17 protein-coding genes and 2 pseudogenes are annotated in these 20624 nt (G+C 70.5%); 9 read left to right on the top strand and 10 right to left on the bottom strand.

Features of this window, described 5'->3' with window-relative positions; all coding sequences use genetic code 11:
* The first annotated feature begins 35 nt into the window (after nucleotides 1-35).
* Nucleotides 36-1298, top strand: a complete 1263-nt coding sequence (locus ACZ4EG_RS32645) for a glycosyltransferase (RefSeq protein WP_453553059.1) — start codon at nucleotides 36-38, stop codon at nucleotides 1296-1298.
* A 153-nt stretch (nucleotides 1299-1451) separates the two neighbouring features.
* Nucleotides 1452-2417 (top strand): phosphotransferase, encoded by a 966-nt coding sequence (locus ACZ4EG_RS32640; protein WP_467793176.1) that lies wholly within the window; start codon nucleotides 1452-1454, stop codon nucleotides 2415-2417.
* Nucleotides 2418-2439: 22 nt separating this feature from the next.
* Here the strand turns inward: ACZ4EG_RS32640 and ACZ4EG_RS32635 are convergent, their stop codons facing one another.
* Complete coding sequence (locus ACZ4EG_RS32635) at nucleotides 2440-5316, bottom strand: tetratricopeptide repeat protein (protein ID WP_467793175.1); 2877 nt, start codon at nucleotides 5314-5316, stop codon at nucleotides 2440-2442.
* Between the two features lie 233 nt (nucleotides 5317-5549).
* On the opposite strand from ACZ4EG_RS32635, the gene ACZ4EG_RS32630 reads away from it, so the two are divergent.
* Both ACZ4EG_RS32630 and ACZ4EG_RS32625 read left to right on the top strand, forming a co-directional pair.
* On the top strand, nucleotides 5550-5942 hold the full coding sequence (locus ACZ4EG_RS32630) for a hypothetical protein (protein ID WP_467793174.1): 393 nt from the start codon (nucleotides 5550-5552) through the stop codon (nucleotides 5940-5942).
* Nucleotides 5943-5951: 9 nt separating this feature from the next.
* The gene (locus tag ACZ4EG_RS32625; protein WP_467793173.1) at nucleotides 5952-7058 is read left to right on the top strand and encodes an FAD-dependent oxidoreductase; all 1107 of its coding nucleotides are present in this window, start codon (nucleotides 5952-5954) and stop codon (nucleotides 7056-7058) included.
* Between the two features lie 49 nt (nucleotides 7059-7107).
* Here the strand turns inward: ACZ4EG_RS32625 and ACZ4EG_RS32620 are convergent, their stop codons facing one another.
* Nucleotides 7108-8745, bottom strand: coding sequence for an FAD-binding oxidoreductase (locus tag ACZ4EG_RS32620; protein WP_467793172.1), 1638 nt, complete (start codon nucleotides 8743-8745; stop codon nucleotides 7108-7110).
* A 58-nt stretch (nucleotides 8746-8803) separates the two neighbouring features.
* Here ACZ4EG_RS32620 and ACZ4EG_RS32615 point away from each other — a divergent pair, with 58 nt between their 5' ends.
* Nucleotides 8804-9472, top strand: coding sequence for a TetR/AcrR family transcriptional regulator (locus ACZ4EG_RS32615; RefSeq protein WP_467793171.1), 669 nt, complete (start codon nucleotides 8804-8806; stop codon nucleotides 9470-9472).
* A gap of 179 nt (nucleotides 9473-9651) precedes the next feature.
* Nucleotides 9652-10473, top strand: coding sequence for an SDR family oxidoreductase (locus ACZ4EG_RS32610; protein ID WP_467793170.1), 822 nt, complete (start codon nucleotides 9652-9654; stop codon nucleotides 10471-10473).
* 40 nt (nucleotides 10474-10513) lie between these two features.
* On the opposite strand, the gene ACZ4EG_RS32605 is transcribed toward ACZ4EG_RS32610, so the two are convergent.
* Together ACZ4EG_RS32605 and ACZ4EG_RS32600 are read right to left on the bottom strand one after the other, a co-directional pair.
* Nucleotides 10514-11761, bottom strand: a complete 1248-nt coding sequence (locus tag ACZ4EG_RS32605; RefSeq protein WP_467793169.1) for a cation:proton antiporter — start codon at nucleotides 11759-11761, stop codon at nucleotides 10514-10516.
* 5 nt (nucleotides 11762-11766) lie between these two features.
* Nucleotides 11767-12138, bottom strand: a pseudogene (locus tag ACZ4EG_RS32600) (cation:proton antiporter regulatory subunit); the annotation flags it as partial.
* A gap of 3 nt (nucleotides 12139-12141) precedes the next feature.
* Between ACZ4EG_RS32600 and ACZ4EG_RS32595 the strand changes: the two are divergent.
* The 3 genes and pseudogenes from ACZ4EG_RS32595 to ACZ4EG_RS32585 all read left to right on the top strand — a co-directional run.
* Nucleotides 12142-12446 (top strand): annotated as a pseudogene (locus tag ACZ4EG_RS32595) (ATP-binding protein); the annotation flags it as partial.
* Entirely contained in the window at nucleotides 12443-13096 is a 654-nt protein-coding gene (locus ACZ4EG_RS32590) for a response regulator (RefSeq protein ID WP_467793168.1), read from the top strand. The pseudogene ACZ4EG_RS32595 and the gene ACZ4EG_RS32590, both read left to right, overlap by 4 nt.
* An 11-nt stretch (nucleotides 13097-13107) precedes the next feature.
* Nucleotides 13108-13374, top strand: a complete 267-nt coding sequence (locus ACZ4EG_RS32585) for a hypothetical protein (RefSeq protein WP_467793167.1) — start codon at nucleotides 13108-13110, stop codon at nucleotides 13372-13374.
* A 12-nt stretch (nucleotides 13375-13386) separates the two neighbouring features.
* Here ACZ4EG_RS32585 and ACZ4EG_RS32580 read toward each other — a convergent pair whose 3' ends face one another.
* From ACZ4EG_RS32580 to ACZ4EG_RS32555, 6 genes are read right to left on the bottom strand one after another with little or no spacing between them, the layout of a single operon-like run.
* Complete coding sequence (locus tag ACZ4EG_RS32580; protein ID WP_467793166.1) at nucleotides 13387-14850, bottom strand: hydrogenase large subunit; 1464 nt, start codon at nucleotides 14848-14850, stop codon at nucleotides 13387-13389.
* A 22-nt stretch (nucleotides 14851-14872) separates the two neighbouring features.
* Nucleotides 14873-16456, bottom strand: coding sequence for a proton-conducting transporter transmembrane domain-containing protein (locus ACZ4EG_RS32575; protein ID WP_467793165.1), 1584 nt, complete (start codon nucleotides 16454-16456; stop codon nucleotides 14873-14875).
* Nucleotides 16456-17148, bottom strand: a complete 693-nt coding sequence (locus ACZ4EG_RS32570) for a hypothetical protein (protein ID WP_453553081.1) — start codon at nucleotides 17146-17148, stop codon at nucleotides 16456-16458. The genes ACZ4EG_RS32575 and ACZ4EG_RS32570 overlap by 1 nt, the downstream gene beginning before the upstream one ends.
* On the bottom strand, nucleotides 17145-18101 hold the full coding sequence (locus ACZ4EG_RS32565; RefSeq protein WP_467793164.1) for a respiratory chain complex I subunit 1 family protein: 957 nt from the start codon (nucleotides 18099-18101) through the stop codon (nucleotides 17145-17147). Before ACZ4EG_RS32565 ends, ACZ4EG_RS32570 begins: the two co-directional genes overlap by 4 nt.
* A 10-nt stretch (nucleotides 18102-18111) precedes the next feature.
* On the bottom strand, nucleotides 18112-20145 hold the full coding sequence (locus ACZ4EG_RS32560) for a proton-conducting transporter transmembrane domain-containing protein (protein WP_467793163.1): 2034 nt from the start codon (nucleotides 20143-20145) through the stop codon (nucleotides 18112-18114).
* Nucleotides 20142-20624, bottom strand: coding sequence for an NADH-quinone oxidoreductase subunit B family protein (locus tag ACZ4EG_RS32555; protein ID WP_453553087.1), 483 nt, complete (start codon nucleotides 20622-20624; stop codon nucleotides 20142-20144). Before ACZ4EG_RS32555 ends, ACZ4EG_RS32560 begins: the two co-directional genes overlap by 4 nt.

The following is a 20624-nucleotide window of genomic DNA, read 5'->3' as shown; positions in this document are numbered from 1 at the left end:
GGCCAGTCGGCGATCACCGTCGGGGGGAGTCGGTCTTGCGGGTAGTCCTGTCCTTCTGGGACGGCGGGGAAGGTCATCTGGCTCGGGTGGCCCATCTGGCCACGCTCCTGCAAGAACGCGGCGACCGCTGTCTGATCATCTCCAGCAGGGCGAAGGCCGTCCGGGTTCGCGCGCTCGCTCCTGAGGTCGACATCGCCGAGGTGGACAACCGGCCGGGTGGGCGCCGGCCTTCCAAGCCCCTGCCGGTGTATTCGCACGCCTTCCGGCACGCGCAGCGGCGCCTCGCTCTGGGCTTCGACGACCAGGACTTCGTCACCGCCAACACCGGCCAAGTGCTGGAGGTTCTGCGAGCGTTCCGTCCCGATGTGGTGATCAACGACTACCACGACACCCTCCGGACCGCAGCGGACGCGGCCTGCGTTCCGGTCGTCTCGCTGGCGATGGCGCACGGTCTGCGTTCAGGGCCGACGCTCGGTGCGTGGAAGCTGGACGAGTTGGGTGACCGTCCGCTTCCGGACTGTCTGCGGAGCTTCAACCACAGCCGTGCGCAGTGGGGTCTGCCTCCCTACCAGGACGAGCGGGAGACCTTCGAGGGAGACCTCAACATCATACCGAGCTGCCCTGTGCTGGACCCGCTTCGGCAGCGCACGAACGACGTCTATACAGGCCCCGTCATGACGCCGCCGACGCCGCCGACACCACCGAGCCGTCGACCGCGTCGTAAGCCGCTCGTCGTTTCCTACCTGGCGGAGGGGAACAACCGGCCGGAGTCGACCTACCCACGGGCACTCGCGGCGGTGGTGAGGGCCGAGCGCAACGTCGAGTTCGCCGTTCTGGGGGGCACGCGGTACTCCCGCTACTTCCGTAGCGGTGACGCGTTCCTCGGCATGGTTCCGGCCCAGCGGTATCTGGCTCTGCTGGACGAGGCGGATCTGGTGATCACGCATGGGGGCACCACATTGGTGCACGCGTTGGAGCGGTCCGTTCCCGTGTTGTGCCTGCCCTGGACGTCGTCCGAGGCCGCCTGGGCGGTACGGGCCGAACAGCACGGTGCGGGGATGCTCCACCCCGCCTACCGCCGTCCGCTCGAATGGCGGATAGACGACGCCGTCCATCCGTCGACAGCGCTTGCCGGGCACTGGTCCTTGCAGATCACCGCGGCGGGGCTGCTGAACGGCGTGCGGCAGATCCTGGAGGAGCCGGGGTACCGGCGCGCCGCGGCCGATCTGGGGGAGCAACTGTCGGCCGCCCGGCGCCGCTTCGATCTCGTCGACCTCGTGCGGAGCGCCGGCCGTTAGGACGAGTTGTCACAGGCCACTCGGTCGTCGGGCCGTGGGGAAACGGGGGTGTCTCGCGTGCTTCGCTCTTGTGGGGAACTGTCTGTTCTGGCAGGGCGGCTGCGGGAGCAGGCGCACCAGCCCGTCCCTGGAGGGGAATCCTCGCTGGCCGAAATGCTGGGTGACCGGCTGTTGTTGGCACTGCGTTCGCACAACACACCATCGACCCTCTACTACGTTCACGCCGACGGCGAGACGTACGTGGTGAAGGTGGAGTTCGGGCGCGCGCAGACGATGCGGGACGAGATCCGGTGGTACCGCGACGCGGCGCGAAGAGGTCTGCCGAGACCTCTGTTCATCACCGGGCACAGTGGCCCGGGCCTGTCGTTCCTGCTGCTGAAGTGCTTCGGTGACGGCTCCACGGTGGACGATCTCGCGCTGGCCGGCGCGTCGGCCGGTGAGCTCGGGCGTCACGTCGCGCGCGCCCTGGACAGCGACATCGAGCTGTTCCACCTCACCCAGCGTCACGCCGGCCCGGCGCAGGTGCACCGACTGGCTGAGCGGCGTCTTGCGCGGCGTCGTCGGCAGGCACAGGCGTTTCCGTTTCTAAGGACGCTGTTGGACGCGGCTGTCGTCACGATCAACGGGGAGGCGATGCCGGGTGTGGCACGGTGTCTGAGCCGCGTCTTCGAAGATCCTCGCCTGGTGGCCCACTTGACGCCCGACCGGGTCGGGGTGACGTTCGGAGATCTGCACTGTGGCAACATCCTCGTCGATGGCGGATCCAGCGAGGTGGTCGATCCCCGAGGCGGCCCCCTGCTGCCGATCACCTATGACTACGGCAAGCTCGTGCAGTCCCTCGAAGGAGGGTACGGCGCTGTCATGGCGGGGCGGTATGTGCTGCGCCGGACAGGCGAAACGGAGTACGAGTTCGCCACGGAGGACGTGCCGGGTTACGCGGATCTCGGTGTGCTTCTGGCGGCGCGCTGCGACGAGCGCCTGTATCTGCAGTCCCTGTATCAGGCTGCATTGCACTTTGTGGCCATGCTGCCCCACCACGCCTCGGCGGAGGAGGAGACCACGGCCCTGTACCTGTGTGGCGTCTCGCTGTTCGACAAGTTGCTCGCGCAACTTGTTTAGTACAACGTCGGACTGGAGCTCCTCAGGCCTGTTCTTCGCGCTGCCGCAGCCGGCCCAGTGCGGTGCGGACCGCCCGGGTGTCGGGGTGGTTGTCTCCCAGCACCCGGGACCGGCCGGCCGCGGCACTCTCCAGCGCTGACACCGCTCCGGCGACATCACCCGCCTCCGCTCGCCACCGGCCCAGTTCCGCATGGCTGACGAGGGTGTGCGGATGCTCCGTGCCCAGCACACGCAGCCGGTCCGCCAGCACGGCCGCCAATCCTGTCAGGGCTGCCTCCAGGTCGCCGGCCTCCGCCTGCCAACGGGCGAGCTCATGGCGGGTCGCGAGGGTGTCGGGATGATCGGCGCCGAGGATACGGATACGGTCCGGCAGCACGTCTTCGAGGCCCCGCACCGCCGCCTCGGGATCTCCTCCGTGTCCGCTCCACCTCGCGACCTCATGCCTCGTGGTGAGCGTATCCGGATGCTCCGGACCCAGGACCCTCAGCCGGTCGATGAGAAGCGCCTTGAAGCCGGCAGCCGTGTCGAGCGTTCCGTCGGCCTCGCCGCTCCAACGCGCCAGGTTCGCCCGGGTGTCGAGCACGTCCGGGTGATCGGGCCCGAGCACCTTGATCCGGTCGCGCAACAGGTCGCTGAACGCTGCGGCGGCACCGCTGGCGTCCCCGGCCTTGCCCCGCCAGTACGCGAGGTTGCTTCGGGTGGCGAGGGTGTGCGGATGGTCGGCACCCAGGATCCGGGTCCGGTCGACCAGGAGCTGATCGAGGGCTCGTGCCGCGCCCGCGCTGTCGCCCGCTTCCCCCCGCCAGTAGGCCACGTTGTTGCGGGTGTTGAGCGTATCGGGATGGTCCGGGCCGAGGACCCTGAGACGATCCTCCAGAAGTGCCTCCAGCGCCTGTGCCGCCCCCGCCGCGTCTCCGGCCTCTCCACGCCAGTAACCGAGGTTGTTGCGGGCCTTGAGCGTGGCGGGATGATCGGCACCCAGCGCCCCCAGCATGTCCTCGAAAACCTCTTCGAGGCCTTGTGCCGCCGCGGTGGCGTCACCCGTTTCGCCGCGCCAGCGGGCGAGTGTCGCACGGCTCGCCAGGGTGTCGGGGTGCAACCGGCCCAGTACGCGTTGTCGTATGGCAAGAACCTCCTGTGTCGCGGTGAGCGCGCCACCCGCGTCGCCGGCGTGGCCCCGCCATCGGGCCAGATCCTGCAGACTGGCCAAGGTACTGGGATGTTCCGTGCCGAGCAGTCGGGATTGTTCCGCCGCCACCTGTCGCAATGTGTGCACGGCGGCTGCGGGGTCTCCGGCGTGGCCCTGGGCCCGCCCGATCCTGGCCCGGGCTGCCAGCATCTCGGGATGGTCGGGGCCGAGGAGGCGTGAGGCGGATGCGGCCATCTCCGTCCAGTAGCCGATCGCCGCGGCCTGCAAGCCGGCGTCGAACAGGCTGTCACCGGCGCGGTACAGCAGGCGATACCGGTCCGATGTCCACAGATGGTCCCCCGCCGACCGCGACAGCGCGTCGACATTGGCACGCAGCACGGCCACCAGATCGGCGTCGAGATAGGTGTGGGCCGGCCAGATTTCGGCAAGCGCGTCTGCCGCCGCGTCCGCGGCCTGCGCGAGATCGCGCGGCTCCGCGGATTCCCGTACCGCGCGGGCGGTCACGGCGTGGACGCCCACGGCGCGTGGGCCGCCCGCCGAGTCGATGTGCAGCAGGCCGTAGGAATGCAACGCCAGACATGCCTCCCAGACGTCGTCCGGAGACGGCATCGAGACGGCTTCGCCGGCAGGGTTGGCTCGTGCCGCATGTGCCGCTGCCGCGCCGGTGTCCCACACCCGCACCGGATGACCCGCCGGATCGAGGTGGGCGGCCATCTGCATGACTTTACGGGCGGCGCCTTCGGGAGGCAGCGCGGCGGCAGCTTCCAGACCGAGCGTGAGGGTGATCGCCACGGGACGCCCGTAGGCCTCGGTGTCCGCCCACCCGGGCAGCAATTCCGCCAGGGACACCGACTGCTCCACATAGCGCTCGAGGTAGTCGGAGCAGGTGAAGCGCTGTTTGCGGATCAGGTAGGCGGCGGCGTGGGAAAGCGCCAGCGGCAACTGCCCGAGCGCCTCGGCGAGATCGTCGACCGAGCCGTCCAGTAGATGGCCGAAGCCTGCGGAGGACAGCCGCTGACGCAGATAGGCCGCCGACTCCTCCGGCCGGAACGTCCTCACGTCGATCACGCTCCTGCCTCCGCCGCTCAGCGCGGGATGCTTGCGCCGGGTCGTGGCAACCACGTGCCCCCTGCCGCCGGGCCCGCGCGGCCAGAGGTCGTCCACGTCGTGCATGTCGGCGATGTCGTCGAGAACGACGAGCCACGATTTCGTCCCGGCGGTCAGCCAGGACAGCAGGACTTCGGCGTCGTGCACCACATCGTCCCCCGTGGTGCCAGGGATCGCCAGGCGACGTGCCGCCTCCGCGTAGGTCAGCTGGATGGTCTCGCGCGCTACGGCGGTCACCCAGATGACGACGTCCCTCCTGTCACCCTGCGGATCGAGCGCCCGATAGGCGAATGAGGCGGCGAGCTGGGACTTGCCGGTGCCGCCTCCCCCGACCAGCACCTGGGTCGGTACCACGCCGGTGGCCGTCGATGGCCCGGAGACCAGCTGGTCACGTAACCGCGCACGGGGCTGGAACGCCGAAGCCAGGGCCGGAAGAGCGCCGATGACGACGGGCCAGGGATCCGCGGGCGAGCGAACGCCGTGAATGTTGATCTGGGTGTTCCCGCCCGAGCTGTTGACCTGGGAACCATGGGCGGTGTCCGCGGTGAAGGCATGCGCCGCAAAAGCCGGCGGACCGGGGGCCGATGCCGCGCGGTCACCGTCGGAGGAACCCGGGCGGGCCCTGCTCGTTCCAGACGCCATGCTCGTCGAGCCTTCGACACTCGGATGTCCGTGGTACCGCTGCCGGTTTCCCGTTTCCCGGCGTACATCGGGGCGGCAACGCTACTCGCCGGTGAGTGCGGGCCACAAGGGCACGCGCAGGCGCACGGCGATTCGATGGCAGTGACGTTCCCGATCCGCATGCCTCACCGCCCGGGCTCGATCCCAATAACATGGCGTCCGGGACTTGGCGTTGCGTCAACCGGGAGGCCGGCATGGAACTTGAAGCGGCGTCAGTGGTGGTCGGAGCGCTCGCGGCCGGAGGCGCTCAAGGGCTGCAGGATGCGGCGAGTGCGGCGGTGCGGGACGCCTACACCCGCCTGCGTGACCTGGTGGCGGGGCGGTTCCGGGGGCACCGCCGGGCGGAGGCCGTGCTCGACGACTATGTCTCGGACCCCGAAACGTGGCGCACACCGCTCGAAGTCTTCCTGCGGGAGACCGGAGCGCTGAGCGATCCAGCGGTTCTGGAAGCCGCGCAGCAGCTCATGGCACTGCTTGATCCGGCAGGCACCGCAAAGGGTCAGTACACCGTCAACATCCACAACTCGTCGGGCCTTCAGGTGAACCACCAGGGCGGAAACGTGCAGGTGAACAACTTCAACGGCTGACGGCCTGCGATGGGCGGCACGGTGGCCGTCGTGGGTGCCGGCTTGTCGGGTGCGGCGGCGGCATGGCTCTTGACGCGGCGGGGGTTCACTGTCGAGGTCTATGAAGAGGCGCACGTGGTGGGTGGTCATGTGCGCACGGAGTGGTTCCGGGGTATCCCCTACGAGCCCCATGGGGCCCACATCTTCCACACCGACCACCGCCGCGTGTGGAACATCGTGTCGCGCGCCGTCGAATTCGCTCCGTATCGGCATCGTGTTCGCACCCGGCTTCGCGGTCGCCTGGTCTCCTGGCCACCGCAGAAGGCCGAGCTGTGCGCGCTGGCGGATTTCGCCGACATCGCACGGGAGTTGGCGAATCGGCCCGGCACCGTGGATGCGTCCGACTTCGAGTCGTACTGCATCTCCGTGCTTGGACCGACGCTGTATGCAGAGAGTGTTCGCGACTACACCGAAAAGCAGTGGGGGCGACATCCTCGTACCCTCTCGGTAACCGTTGCCAAGGGGCGCGTGGAGCTTCGGGACGACGGTTGCGTCGACTTCTTTCGGGACTCCTACCAGGGTTGGCCGCGCAGGGGATACGGGGAACTCGTCGAGGCACTCCTCGGCCGGGCGGTCGTACACCTCGGGTGCAAAATCACCGTGGCCGACCTTCCGGGGATGACACGCGCGGGCCAACCGGTCATCGTCACCTCGGCGTTGGACGACTTCCTCGGCGAACCCGGCGCTCTTCAGTGGCGAGGGGTGCGGCTGCAACCGGTGTACATGCCCGAGACCACCCTGGCGCAGGGCGCGATGGTCATCAACGAACCCGCCGCAGCCATCCCATGGACACGGTCCATAGAGACGAAGTGGGCGCTCAGGGAACTGCACGACCGACCGGGCACCGTCGTGCTGCGGGAATATCCAGGTGCGCCTGCCAAACACTATCCGGTGCTCGACTCGGCGGGCGAGAACCGGCGGACGCAGCAGGAGTTGGAACATCGGCTGCGCGGCCTGTCCAGGAACCCGATCCATCCAGCCGGCCGGTTGGCCACCTACTCTTACATCAACATGGATGCCGCCATTCTCAGCGGATTGCGGGTCGCGGAGAAAATCGCAGCCCAGGAAACCGGTTAGAAGAGCGCTTTGCCCCGCCGCCAAGGGCGAAACGGCCAACTGGCGGCTGTCACCGCCGGTCGGTTCCCACCCGCGGCAACGGGTCGAGAAGCACACCGGGGTTCAGGATCCCCGCCGGGTCGAGTGCACCTTTCGCGGCACGAAGTGCGAGAGCGAACGGCTCCGGACGCTGGCGGTCATAGCCCGGCCGGTGGTCACGGCCGACCGCGTGATGGTGGGTGACGGTCGCACCGAGGTTGCCAAGGATCTCCATCGCGGCTGTCTTGATCCGGTCCCACATCGCGACTTCCTCACCGCGCCGCCCCGGTGCGATGACGGTGAAGTACGGCGCGGGCCCGTCCGGATAGACATGGGTGAAGCGGCAGTTGATCGTGCCCTCGTGGCCCGTCACCTCTTTGACGACGTCGGCCAGTTGCCCACGCACCGACTCGTACAACTGCGGCACACGGTCCCAGGTGCAGGCTGTTTCGAACGTCTCGGTGACCACACTCATACGGGCGAGCGCATCACGGAGATACGGCATTCTCAGGAACGCCGAACGCCACGTGTGCGCTGCGGCGTCCGCGGAGCCCGGCACCGTCGGCGCGGGCGAACCACCATGGTCGCGGGCCAGGGTGACGAGTTCCGCCAGACGTCCCTCGACAGGGACATGGGCCGATTCCACGCCGAGGACAAGCGCACTGTGGCCGTCCCGTGCGACACCGGCCAGGGCGGCCTCCCCGGGGTCGAGCAACCGGCAGTTGGCCGGATGCAGACCCGACTGCGCAACGGCTCGTACGGCGTCCATGGCCTTGTGGACGTCATCGAACAGCACTGTGACCGACGCCTTGTGGCGCGGACGCTCCTGCAGCCGCATCCAGGCCTCGGTGATGACACCGAGCGTGCCCTCGGAGCCCAGGAACAGCCGGTCGGGGGACGGACCGGCTCCCGAACCGGGCAGGCGCAGCGACTGATTGACCCCGACGGGCGTCACCACGCGCAGCGACTCCACGAGGTCGTCGATGTGGGTGTACAGCGTGGCGTAGTGGCCGCCGGCCCGTGTCGCGAGCCAGCCACCCAGGGTGGAGAACTCAAAGCTCTGCGGGAAGTGGCGCAAAGTGAGTCCGTGCGGCCGCAGTTGGGCCTCCAGACCGGGGCCGAGAGCACCGGTCTGGATCCGGGCGGCCCGGCTGACCCGGTCGATCTCCAGCACCTGGTCGAGGGAGGAGAGATCCAGGGACACCACGCCGCGATGCCGGTCCGCGCGGTACTCGACGCCACCGACGACCGAACTGCCCGCACCGTAGGGGACGACGGCCACGTGCGCGTTCGCCGCCCAGTCGAGGACGTCGATGACCTCCTGCTCACTTCGGGGACGGGCGACCAGGTCGGGCGCTGCGGCGAGGTCGCCGCTCAGGGCGCGGATCACATCGCGGTACGCCTTGCCGTATGTGTGCGAGGCCCGGTCCCGGGGCGCGGACGACATCACGAGGGCGAGTGCGCGGGGCGGGTCGATGCGCACCTTCGGGAGTGCGAGGGCGGAGACATCGAGCACGGGCAGCGGGCTCTGTGCCGCACCGGGAACCAGCGCTCCGAGGGCGACGCAGTCCGCATCGGGCAGTGCCTGGTCCGCAGCGCCCCAGCCCCACCAGGAGCGGAGCGGGGACGAGTCATGGGTGGACGCGGGTGGTGTGCTTCGGTCGGCCATACGAATTGACCCCTCAGTAATTTACCGCTCGGTAATTTCCGTAACGTATAGTCCGCGCATGACGACTGCAAGGGCCTCGGCCGCGCCGGATCCGGTCGGCAGTTCGGAAGGGGGCCGAAGCAGAAGCCGCGGCGCCGGGACCAAGGGCGTCCCGCGCGCCCGGCGGGAGGAGCAGATCCTCGGCGCGGCCCTCGAGGAGTTCGGACGGCACGGACACGGCGGGGCATCGATGGCCGAGATCGCCCGCCGCGTGGGCGTCACCAAGCCGATGCTCTACACCTACTTCGGCTCCAAGGACGGCCTGCATGTGGCCTGCCTCGACCACATCGGCCCCCTTCTCCTCGCAGCGATGCGCGGAGCCGTGGCGGCGAGCCCGTCGAAGGACCGGCTCGCCGTCGCCGTACTCACAGCGGTCTTCGAGGCTCTGGAAGGCCGGCGGCACGCATGGTTCGTCCTCTACGACCGGACGCTGCCGCACGATTCCGAACCATGGCGCGCGGCCCGACGTCACCGTGAGGCCATCGACGAACTGGCGATCTCCGGCACTGCCGGACTGCTGCACGACCAAGGCAACGTCGACCCCTTGGACGCGGACGCCCTCAAACATGTGTGGACGGGTACGGTCAGCGCGCTGGTCGGTTGGTGGGTCTCCCACCCCGAGCTGTCGGCACAGGACATGGGCGCGCGCTGCGAACGGCTGCTGTCCGCCATCCGGAACCACGTCTGAGACGGACCCCCAAAGGGTTGATGGTCCGGCGCGCCCGGGAGACATCTCGTTTGACATCCGACGCCTCCCGACAGCAATGTATCTGCGTGACGCAGATAATGTGTCGCGAAGATGCCGGCGGCAGCATCGAAAGGCCCATCTCTCGCCGCCTACCGAACATCCTGAAAGGACTGGCCGAAATGACCGTTCTCGTCACCGGAAGCCGCGGCGCTGTCGCCCAGGCCCTCATCCGCCTGCTGCGTGAGCGCGGACTTCCCGTCCGGGCCGCCTCCCGCACACCGGACGGCCCGGACGTCGTTCACTGCGACCTGAGCGACCCGTCCACCTTCGCCACCGCCCTCAAAGGCACGACCTCCGTCTTTCTCTATGCCGAGCCGTCGCGGATCGGCGAGTTCACCGAGGAGGCCACGGCCGCGGGCGTCGAGCACGTCGTACTGCTGTCCTCCTCGGCCGTGCTCTCCCCGGACGCCGAGAGCAGCCCGGTCGCCAAGTCCCACCTCGACGTGGAGAAGGCGCTCGACGCCTCCTGCCTGCACACGACCGCGCTGCGTCCCGGAACGTTCGCGGGCAACGCGCTCACCTGGAGCCGGGACCTGCGGTCGGGGCGGCCGATCAGCCTGCCCTGTCCCGGTTCCCACAGCGACCCGATTCACGAGGCCGATATCGCCGAGTCCGCCCTCGCCGTACTCACCGAACCCGCCCTGGGCGGACGCCCGTACACCCTGACCGGCCCGGAGTCACTCACCTTCACCCAGCAGATCGGCATCCTGAGCCGGGTGACGGGCCGCTCCGTCCCCGTGCGGGCAGTGACCCGCGAGGAGTGGAAGCAGGAGACCGCCGGGCACATCCCGGCCGCGTTCGCCGACTCGCTGCTGGACTGGTGGCAGTCCACCGACGGCCGCCCGGTCGAACTCACGGCGGCCGTGGAACAGTTGACCGGACATGAGGCCCGAACCTTCGAGACCTGGGCACGGGACCACGTCGGCGACTTCAGGGCGTAACGGGAAGAGATGGCGCTTCCCCCCTCCCGGCTGCCCCTGCTCACACGGGACCGACAGGACCCTGGTCCTGCACCCTCTCCGAGGCCGGTTCCACAGGGGACATCGCGGCCGGGCTCGGCCCTGACAGGGTGCGTCGCCGGCCGATCCAGGCGGCGACCGGTTCGGTGTAGCGGGCGGTGAGCGGGCCCAGAACCACGAGAATCAGCACGTAGGCGGTGGCGAGCGGGCCGAGCCTGGGTTCGCTGCCGGCGGTGACGGCGAGTCCGACGATGACGATGGAGAACTCGCCACGGGCGACCAGGGTGCCGCCTGCGCGCCAACGGCCCTTGGCCGAGATTCCGGCTCGCTTGGCCGCCCAGTAGCCGGTGGCGATCTTCGTCAGACCGGTGACGACCGCCAGCAGGAGGGCGGGCAGCAGGACCGGCGGGATCTCGGCGGGGTCGGTGTGCAGCCCGAAGAAGACGAAGAACACGGCGGCAAACAGGTCCCGCAACGGTGCCAGCAGGTGGTGGGCGCCCTCGGCGACCTCGCCGGACAGGGCGATACCGACGAGGAAGGCACCGACGGCGGCGGAGACCTGGAGCTGCTGGGCGAGCCCGGCGACGAGGAGGGTGAGGCCGAGGACGACCAGCAGGAGCTTTTCGGGGTCGTCGCTGGAGACGAAGCGGGAGATGTGGCGTCCGTAGCGCACCGCGGTGAGCAGGACGAGTCCGGCGACACCGAGGGCAACGGCCAGCGTGAGGCTGCCCGCCGCGAGTCCGGCCCCGGCGAGCAGGGCGGTGATGATGGGCAGGTAGACGGCCATGGAGAGGTCTTCGAGGACCAGGATGCTGAGGATGACCGGGGTTTCGCGGTTGCCGAGGCGTCCGAGGTCGCCCAGGACCTTGGCGATGACGCCGGAGGAGGAGATCCAGGTGACGCCGGCCAGTACGACGGCGGCGACCGGGCCCCAGCCGAGCAGCAGGGCCATGGCGGCGCCGGGCAGGGCGTTGAGCGCGGCGTCGACGAGGCCGGCCGGGTACTGCGTCTTGAGGTTGGAGACCAGGTCGCTGGCGGTGTACTCCAGGCCGAGCATGAGCAGCAGCAGGATCACGCCGATCTCGGCGCCGATCGCGACGACCTCCTCGCTGGTGCCCAGCGGGAGCAGACCGCCCTCGCCGAAGGCGAGCCCGGCCAGGAGGTAGAGGGGGATGGGAGAGAACTGCAGGCGTCCGGCGAGCCGGCTGAGCAGCCCCAACGCCAGGATGATCGTGCCGAACTCGATCAGGAAGATGGCGGAGGAGTGCACGCGCCTCAGTCCCGTCCGAGTATCGCGGCGGCTGCCTGCACACCCTCGCGGGTGCCGATCACGATCAGGGTGTCCCCGCCGGCCAGCCGGAAGTCCGGCGGCGGCGAGGGGATCGCCTGTGCCCGCCTCAGCACGGCCACGATGGAGGCGCCGGTGTCGGTACGCATCCGGGTCTCGCCGAGGACACGCCCGTTCCAGTACGAGGCCGCCGACAGCTCGATCCGCTCCGCCACCAGCCCCAGGTCGGTCGTGGAGAGCAGGTTGGGGCTGTGATGGGCCGGTGCCAGCGCGTTGATCAGCGAGGCCGCCTCCGACTCGGTCAGATGCAGCGACTGCGCGCACGCGTCCGGGTCGTCGACCCGGTAGACGTTCACCGTTCCACCGAACTCGTCCTCTACCGCATCGCCCAGGAGGGGCTCACCAACACCGCTCGCCATGCCCGTGCCACTCGCGTGGAGGTCCGACTGAGCCCTCTGCCGGACGCCGGAGTGGCACTCCTGGTCCGCGACAACGGTACGGGCATCGGGAAGGCGCCCGAAGGCGCCGGCATCGCGGGATGCGGGAACGCGCCCTCCTCGTCGGCGCCGAGCTCGACATCGGCCAAGGCCCCCAGGGCGGGACCGAGATACGCCTCCGAGTAACCGGCAACACAGCTGACGACCGCATCCAGGAGCACGTGCGATGACTGCACCGGCCCGCATCCTGCTCGCCGACGACCACGCCCTGGTCCGCGGTGGCGTCCGCCTCATCCTCGATGCCGAGCCCGATCTGGCCGTCGTGGCCGAAGCCGCCGACGGCGCCGAGGCCGTCGCCCAGGCGCGGGGCACCGGCATCGACCTGGCCATCCTCGACATCGCCATGCCTCGCCAGACCGGTCTGCAGGCCGCCCGTGAGCTCTCCCGGATCCTCCCCGACCTGCGCATCCTGATGCTGACCATGTACGACAACGAGCAGTACTTCTTCGAAGCGCTCAAGGCGGGCGCCTCCGGGTACGTGCCGAAGTCCGTCGCCGACCGAGACCTCGTCGAAGCGTGCCGTGCGGCCCTGCGGGACGAGTCGTTCATCCACCCCGGCGCCGAGTCCGCCCTCATCCGCACCTACCTCGACCGTGCCAGAAGCGGCGACCGGCTCCCCGCGCGCCCCATCACCGAACGCGAAGAGGAGATCCTCAAACTCGTCGCCGAGGGACACACGTCCAAGGAGATCGCCCAACTCCTCGTGATCAGCGTCAAGACAGTGGAACGGCACCGCGCCAACCTCCTCCAGAAACTCGGCATGCGCGACCGCCTGGAACTCACCCGCTACGCGATCCGCGTCGGCCTCATCGAGCCCTAGAAGCGACCCACATGCTGCTACCGCTCGCCCTGCTCATCGTGCTCTTCGCACTCGCCCTGCGATACACGCTCAAGGCAGCCCGCCTGCCGGACATCCCGCCCTGGCGCAGGTTTCCGCCCGTGGCCCTTCTCCTGGCCGCGGCCGGAGCCAGCCTGCTGCGAGCCGTCGACGTCCCCGAACCCGCCCGCCTGTTCGCCTTCCCCTGCAACATCGCCGCCATCGCCCTGGCCGGACGAGAGATCCGCAAGCACCGCGCCCGCGCCTCCGCAGCAGACTGAACCGCAGGCGGGCTACAGGTCGTTGCCCGCGTACGACAGGTTGAAGCTCTTGTTGGTCAGGGGGAAGTCCGGGACGATCGTGTCCGCCAACGCAACTGGTAGCGCGGGCCAGTTGAAGAAGGACGGGTCGACCGGCTTGACCCGGGCAAGGGTGGCGTCCGGGGCGAGTTCGACTCGGGTGGCGATGGTGCCGCGCCAGCCCTCGACCAGGCCCACTCCGGTGCCGGGGCCCGCACCGGGTGGCGGCTGGGCGGCGAGCATCGCCCTGGGGGCGGTCAGTCCGTCGGCGAACTGCTCGATCAGGGCGAGAGAGGTCTCGATCTCCTCGGCGCGGACGAGGAAGCGGGCCAGGACGTCACCACCGTCATGGACGGGTACGCCGAACTGCGTGCCGTATGCGGTGAAGGGGTGCGCCACGCGGGCGTCGTCGGCGATGCCGCTGGCCCGGGCGACATAGCCGAGGCAGCCGATCTCACGGGCGGCGGCGGTGTGCAGGATGGCCGTTCCGGTGAAGCGGTCACGGACGGTGGAGTGGCCGAGGGCGAGGTCGGCGATCTCCCGGATGTCCTTGCCGATCGCCTTCAGCTGGGCTGGATCGGGCAGGGCGAGCAGGGCCGCACCGCCGGGTACGACGCCGCCGCGCAGCAACCGGTGGCCGGTGATCTCCCGGTTGAGGCGCAGGAGTTGTTCGCGCACTCGCTGGGCATGGGCGTTGAGGATGCCGTGGCCGACGTCGTTGCAGAGCATGCCGAGGTCGGCGACGTGGTTGTGGATGCGCTCCAGCTCCAGGAGCATCGCGCGAGCGCGTTGTGCCGCGTCCGGCACCTCGGTGCCGGTGGCCTCCTCGACGGCCAGACAGTAGGCGAGCGAGTGGCCGACTGCCGTGTCGCCGCTGATGCGCTCGGCCAGCGGGAGGCCGGCGGCGATCGACCGGCCCTGGAAGAGTTTCTCGATGCCCTTGTGGACGAACCAGAGGCGGGCCTTGAGCTTGAGGATGGTCTCGCCGACGACGGAGAAGCGGAAGTGACCGGGCTCGATCAGGCCGGCGTGCACGGGACCGACGGGGATCTCGTACACACCGTCGCCTTCGACCTCCAGGAAGGGATACGGCCCTTCCTGTTCGCTGAAGGTCGGCGCCGGTCCGGCGTCGGGACGCATGGGGTACCAGCCGCGCGGCCAGTGGAAGTGGCGGACGAGACGGCGGGGCAGTGGATGGTCGCGGGGGACGATGCCGAACAGGTCGCGCATCTCGCGCTCGAACCGGCCTGCCGGGAAGGAGAGAGGGGCAAGCGTCGGGACTTCGGGGTGGTCGGGGTGGAGGCGGACGTGGAGTTCGGTGCGGGTGTCGGGCGGGCCGGAGGTGAACAGATACACCACGCGTGGCCCGGTCTCGTCGATGTGCGCGGAGACCAGGGCGAGTCGGTGGTTCTTGCTGAGCAGGTCCTCGGCGTGCCGGGGCAGTGCGGAGGGGCTCACTTGGTACGTCGTACGCATCGCTTCAGTGGCCTCCGATCACTTGGGCGGCGGCATCCAGCAGGTCGGTGAGCGGGCCGGTGGCCACACCCAGGGCGGCGCAGGCGGCCAGGCCCAGCAGCAGTGGCCCCACGGCGGACGGATTCTCCTCGGCCGGAGTTCCCGGTCCGAGCAGCATCCGGGCCGTGCGGGCGGCGAGCGCGGCGAAGGCGACCAGCACGAACAGCAGGGCCGCCGCCATGGCCCAGCGCAGACCCGCCCCCGCGGCGAAGCCGGCCCGGGCGATGCCCAGTTCGGAGGCGAAGAGACTGAACGGCGGGAAGGCCATCAGCGCCACCACCGCAAGCCCGAACGCTCCGGCCGTCCGGGGCACTTGGGCGATCAGCCCGCGCACGCGGCCGATCCGTGCCGTGCCCGTCACCTGCAGAATGCTTCCGGAGGCGCAGAAGGCGACGGACTTGGCGAGCCCGTGGCCGGCGATGTGCAGGAGCGCGGCGGACAGGGCGAGCGGGCTGCCGATCGCCGCGGCCAGGGAGATCAGGCTCATGTGCTCCATGGACGAGTAGGCGAGCATCCGCTTGTAGTCGCGCTGAGCGAGCAGGAGTCCGGCTGCCAGGGCGAGGGTGAGCAGGGCGATCCCGGCGAGCAGGACGCGGGTGAAGTCCGGGCCGAGGGCCACGTCCGCGATGACCCGGTAGCGCAGGACCGCGGCGAACGCCACTGACAGCAGGACCCCGGACATCAGCGCGGAGACCGGCGCCGGGGCCTGGCTGTGGGCGTCGGGCAGCCAGGCGTGCAGCGGGACCAGGCCGGCTTTGGCGCCGAAGCCGAGGACGACGAGCGTGATGCCGAGCCGGGTCACCGCCGGGTCGAGGCGGTCGGCACGGGAGACGAGGGTGGGCCAGTCGAGCGCCCATGCCTCGGCGATGCCCGCCTGTCTGGCCGCGTAGTAGATCAGCACGGTGCCGAGGAACGCGAGCGCGATGCCGGCCGAGCAGATCACCACGTACTTCCAGGCGGCCTCCACGGAGGCGCGGGTGTGACGGTGGCCGACGAGGAAGGCGGTGACGATGGTGGTGGCCTCGACCGCGACCCACAGCACGCCGAGGTTCGCGGTGACGAGGGCCAGGCACATCGCGGCCAGGAACGCCTGCACGAGAACGTGGTAGCGCCACGCGGCCTCGTCACTCGTCCGTCCGGCGGCCCGCTCGCCTCTCAGATACGCGGGGGCAGAACCGCAGGCGATCAGTGCGACGGCTCCGACCACCAACAGCATCCACGCGGTCAGCGCGTCCGCGCGCAGCAGACCGGAGTACGCCGACCTCGGTCCTTCCGCGACGACGTCCGCCGCGAGCACGCTGCCGCACGCGAGGATCACGGCGGGCGAGACGAGCCCGACCCAGTCCAGCGGGTGGCGCTTCGAAGCCTTGCCGGGCCGCGGCGCCTCCGCGACCAGTACGGTGCCCCGTGCGGACGCTCGTTGCAGGGTTGCGGGGAGTGCCGGGGAGGTCGAGCGGATGCGCAGTCCGGCAAGTGCGTACGCGCCGGCCACGACCAGTGGCACGGTGGCGGGCGCGGTGAGGAGCAGCGCGGAAGCAGTAGGGCTCATCAGTCGTGCAGCTCCCGCAGGTCGTCGATGTCGGTGGTGCCGAACGCCGCCCGCATCCTGGTGGTGAGGATCTGCAGCACCAGCACCGCCAGGAGTACGTCGAAGGAGACGCCGAGTTCGACGATCAGCGGCACCCCGGAGGTGGCCAGGAACGCCGTGGCGGTGATGCCGTTGTCCAGCAGCAGGAACCCGACCACCTGGGCGAGCGCCCGGCGCCGCGTGACCAGGACGAAGAAGCCGATCAGAACGACGGCGAGGCCGACCGGCAGGGCGCGGGTGGCGGGTGTCGGGTTCAGCTCGGTCAGCGGTCGGGCCACCGCGTAGGCCAGCAGTGTCAGCAGGGCGGCGGTCAACAGGGAGGCTGCGACGTTGACGAGGGGCTGTGTCTCGCGTGCCTCCGCTCCCCCGTCGCCGTGCCACTGCCGGTCCTGGGTGAGCGCGGCCAGGGCGCGCCGCATGAGATACGGCAGGAGGCCCGCCCTGAGGGCGCCGATGCCGAGTCCCACGGCGATCAGGTCCCAGCGTTCCTCGTGCGCGCCGAGCAGGACGGCGATCGCGGCGAGCGCGATGCCCTGCAGAGCGAAGACGCGGACGATCGAGGCCAGCTCGCGTCGCCACAGCACGATCACGGCGGCCAGCAGGAAGGCGCCGCAGGCCAGATCGAGGAGCTGGGTGTAGAGGCTGCTGCTCATGACGCTCCGCTCAGGAAGTACGAGACGGTCACCGCGAGCAGGGCCAGCAGGAAGGAGCCGGCGAGCAGTTCGGGCACGCGGAACAGCCGGACCTTGGCCCAGAACACCTCGGCCGCCGCGAGCACCGCGCCCAGCACACAGACCTTCACCACGAACAGCACCAGCGCCACGGCGAGGGCCGCCCAGGAGGCGTGGGTGGCGATGCCCCAGGGCACGAACAGGGCGGAGAGCAGGCCGAGCAGCAGGGTGAGCCGCATCTGGGCGCCGAGTTCGACCAGCGCCAGATCCGGACCGGCGTACTCCAGCACCATCGCCTCGTGGATCATGGTCAGTTCGAGGTGGGTGGAGGGGTTGTCCACCGGGATCCGCCCGGTCTCGGCAAGCACGGCGACCGCGAGGGCGGCGGTGGCCAGCAGCCCGGCCGGGGAGGCGAGGCGGGCCGGTTCATGGACCGCGCCGGTGACGATGGCGGGGATGTTGGTCGTCCCGGCCGGTATCGACAGGGCGAACACCGAGAGCAGGAGGGTCGGCTCGACCAGCGCGGCGACGGTCATTTCCCGGGAGGCGCCCATACCGCCGAAGGCGGTGCCGGTGTCCAGCCCGGCCAGGGCGAGGGCCATGGTGCCCAGCGCGATCAGTGCCACCACCAGGATGAGGTCCGCGTGGGAGCTGACCGGGGTGTCGGTGGACAGCAGCGGTACGAGGGCGGTGGCCACGACGGTGGTGGCGACCAGCAGCGCGGGGGCCGCACGGAAGGCGGGCCCGGTCCCCACGGGGGTGATGGGCTCCTTGCGCAGCAGCTTGCGGGCGTCCCGCCAGGGCTGGAGCATCCCCGCACCGGCCCGGCCCTCCAGGCGGGCCCGAACCTGCCGCATCCACCCGGTCACCAGGGGCGCCCCGGCGCCGACCACGAGGATCTGACCGGCCACAGCAGCGTATCCGACAGCACTCATCTGTTCGCTCTCACCAGCCCACCACCAACGCCACCAGCAGGACGACCAGGCCGGCGAAGCCGTAGCCGAGATAGAGGTGGACACTGCCGCTCGCCAGCCGCCGGGCCGCTTGTCCGGTGCCCGCCAGGGCGGACAACACCGGTTCGTACAGCCGGTGTTCGATCCGGTCGGGCACCCGGCGCTGGAAACGCACCCGTTCCACCAGGTAGGCCGACTCGCGCACCGGCGTGACGTTCAGGTCCTGCTCGGGGGCGAGGACGTCGTCGAAGACCCGTTGCAGCGGTTCGGCGAACGAGGTCGCGGTGTATGCCATGCGCGCCGTCGGCGCCCCGCCACCGCAGTCCCACAACCGGGCGTTCGCCCGGCGCCGACGGCGTCCGTAGAGCCGGGGCAGTCCCGCGGCCAGCATGAGCGCGGCGCCGAGGGCGGCCACGACCCACACCGGTGACAGGGAAGCGGAGATGTCCGCGAGCCGCACCCGCACTCCGCCGCCCGACACCGCGCCGGTGCCCGGCAGCCCGACCGCGCTCACGGCCCGGTCGAGGCCGTCGCCCAGCAGCCCCGGCACCAGGGCGAGCATCACGCACGCGGCGGCGAGCAGTCCCATCCCGGCGATCATCAGGGGCGGCGCCTCCCGCGCGTCCTGCGCCGATGAGCTGCGCGGCCGGGCGAAGAAGCCCACTCCGAGCGCCTTGACGAACGCGACGGCAGCGACGCCGGCCGACAGTGCGATCAGCGCCACCGACAGGGGCAGCACGACCGCCACCGCAACGCCCGGGACCTTCAGTCCGTGGATCAGGGATTGCAGCAGCAGCCACTCGCTGATGAACCCGTTGCCCGGCGGCAGCGCCATCGCTCCGAGTGCGGCCAGCGCGAACAGTCCGGCCGTGGCCGGCATCCGCGAGCGCAGACCGCCCAGCTGGTCGAGGTCCCGCCGGCCGGTGGCGCGCAGCACGGATCCGGCCGCGCAGAACAACAGGGCCTTGAACGCCGCATGGTTGACCACGTGCAGCAGCGCCGCCGCCAGCGCCAGCGCGGCCAGCGGCTGATTGCCATAGGCGGCGAACAGCCCGCAAGCCCCGACTCCGATCAGGACCAGGCCCATGTTCTCGCTCGTCGAGTACGCCAGCAGCACCTTCAGATCGGAGGCGATCGCCGCCTGCAGGATCCCGTACACCGCGCTGGCCCCGCCGACCGCCAGCACTGCCAGCCACCACCAGGCCGGACCGCCGCCGAGCAGGTCGAGGCCAGTGCGGACGAGGCCGTAGACGCCGAGATTGACCATGGCTGCGCTCATGAGCGCCGAGACGGGGCTGGGCGCTTCGGGATGGGCCCGGGGCAGCCAGGCGTGCAGCGGCAACGCGCCCGCCTTCGACGTGAACGCCAGGCCGACCAGCACGAAGACCAGCCCTCGCATCGCCGGCGACACGGCATGTGCGCCCGCTCGCAGTGCGGTGAAGGTCTCGCCGCCCGCCTCGGCGGCGAACAGCGCGAGCCCGGCGAGCAGCAGCACCAGGCCGAGGTGTGTCATCACCGCGTACCAGACGGCGGCCTGCCGCACCGAGGCCCGCTCGCGGTGTTCGGCGAGGACCAGCACCAGCGAGGCGACCGCCATCAGCTCCCACAGCAGCAGGAACGTGGACACCGACGCGGCCACGGGCACCAGCACCAGGGTGAGCGCGAACAGCGGCAGCACCGCCTGCGCCGTCCGCGAGCCGAGCCCGTGCGGACCGTGCCCGGCCGCGTAGCCGATGCCGTACACCGCGACCGCGGCCACGACGGCCCCCGCCACCGCCATGAACAGGCCCGCCAGCGCATCCACCGCCGCATACGACCCGGCCAGCGGCAGCAGCCCGGGAAAGGCGGCCGACCAGCGGCTGCCGCCCAGAGCAGCCACACCCGCCGTACCACCACCGACCCCCACGCCCGCGGTCAGCACTCCCACGACCGGCACGCGCAGCCGATACGGCAGCCCGAACCCGGCCAGTGCGCCCGTGCCGCCCAGTGCCGTGGCCGTCGCCAGGGCGGCCGGGATCACGCTCACCTTCCCGTCACTCTGCGCAGCGCCGCCACGATCTCGCCCGGCTCCGGCGGGCACCCGGGCACGGCAAGGTCCACCGGTACGACATCGGCGACGGCGCCCTCGACGCCGTAGCCGCCCGCGAACTCCCCGCAGTTGATCGCGCAGTCCCCCACCGCGATCGTCAGCCGCGGCTCGCCCATCGCGGCCACCGTGCGCCGCAGCGGCTCTGCCATGTTCCGGGTCACGGGCCCGGTCACCAGCGCCACGTCCGCGTGCCGGGGCGAGGCCACCAGCCGGGCCCCGTAGCGCTCGGCGTCGTACACCGGGTTGAAGGCCGCGGCGATCTCGATCTCGCAGCCGTTGCAGGAGCCCGCGTCCACGCACCGCACCTGCACCGATCCGCCGAACGCCCGTGCCTGGTCCGGGACTTCACCCTCCGGGGGCGGCGGTGCGGGCTCAGCCACCCGACCGGTGGTGCGGATCTTGCGCAACAGGCCCAT

It is taken from the genome of Streptomyces sp. NPDC025638, assembly GCF_055558775.1.
The sequence above is the reverse complement of the archived record's forward strand: the minus strand, read 5'-3'. Positions and strand labels throughout refer to the sequence as shown.

Coding starts and splice junctions, on each gene's coding strand:
- ACZ4EG_RS32630 (WP_467793174.1), top strand. CDS start 5,550: ATGGAACTTGAAGCGGCGTCAGTGGTGGTCGGAGCGCTCGCGGCCGGA.
- ACZ4EG_RS32615 (WP_467793171.1), top strand. CDS start 8,804: ATGACGACTGCAAGGGCCTCGGCCGCGCCGGATCCGGTCGGCAGTTCG.
- ACZ4EG_RS32590 (WP_467793168.1), top strand. CDS start 12,443: ATGACTGCACCGGCCCGCATCCTGCTCGCCGACGACCACGCCCTGGTC.
- ACZ4EG_RS32565 (WP_467793164.1), bottom strand. CDS start 18,101: ATGAGTGCTGTCGGATACGCTGCTGTGGCCGGTCAGATCCTCGTGGTC.
- ACZ4EG_RS32570 (WP_453553081.1), bottom strand. CDS start 17,148: ATGAGCAGCAGCCTCTACACCCAGCTCCTCGATCTGGCCTGCGGCGCC.
- ACZ4EG_RS32640 (WP_467793176.1), top strand. CDS start 1,452: ATGCTGGGTGACCGGCTGTTGTTGGCACTGCGTTCGCACAACACACCA.
- ACZ4EG_RS32635 (WP_467793175.1), bottom strand. CDS start 5,316: ATGGCGTCTGGAACGAGCAGGGCCCGCCCGGGTTCCTCCGACGGTGAC.
- ACZ4EG_RS32555 (WP_453553087.1), bottom strand. CDS start 20,624: ATGGGCCTGTTGCGCAAGATCCGCACCACCGGTCGGGTGGCTGAGCCC.
- ACZ4EG_RS32625 (WP_467793173.1), top strand. CDS start 5,952: ATGGGCGGCACGGTGGCCGTCGTGGGTGCCGGCTTGTCGGGTGCGGCG.
- ACZ4EG_RS32620 (WP_467793172.1), bottom strand. CDS start 8,745: ATGGCCGACCGAAGCACACCACCCGCGTCCACCCATGACTCGTCCCCG.
- ACZ4EG_RS32610 (WP_467793170.1), top strand. CDS start 9,652: ATGACCGTTCTCGTCACCGGAAGCCGCGGCGCTGTCGCCCAGGCCCTC.
- ACZ4EG_RS32585 (WP_467793167.1), top strand. CDS start 13,108: ATGCTGCTACCGCTCGCCCTGCTCATCGTGCTCTTCGCACTCGCCCTG.
- ACZ4EG_RS32575 (WP_467793165.1), bottom strand. CDS start 16,456: ATGAGCCCTACTGCTTCCGCGCTGCTCCTCACCGCGCCCGCCACCGTG.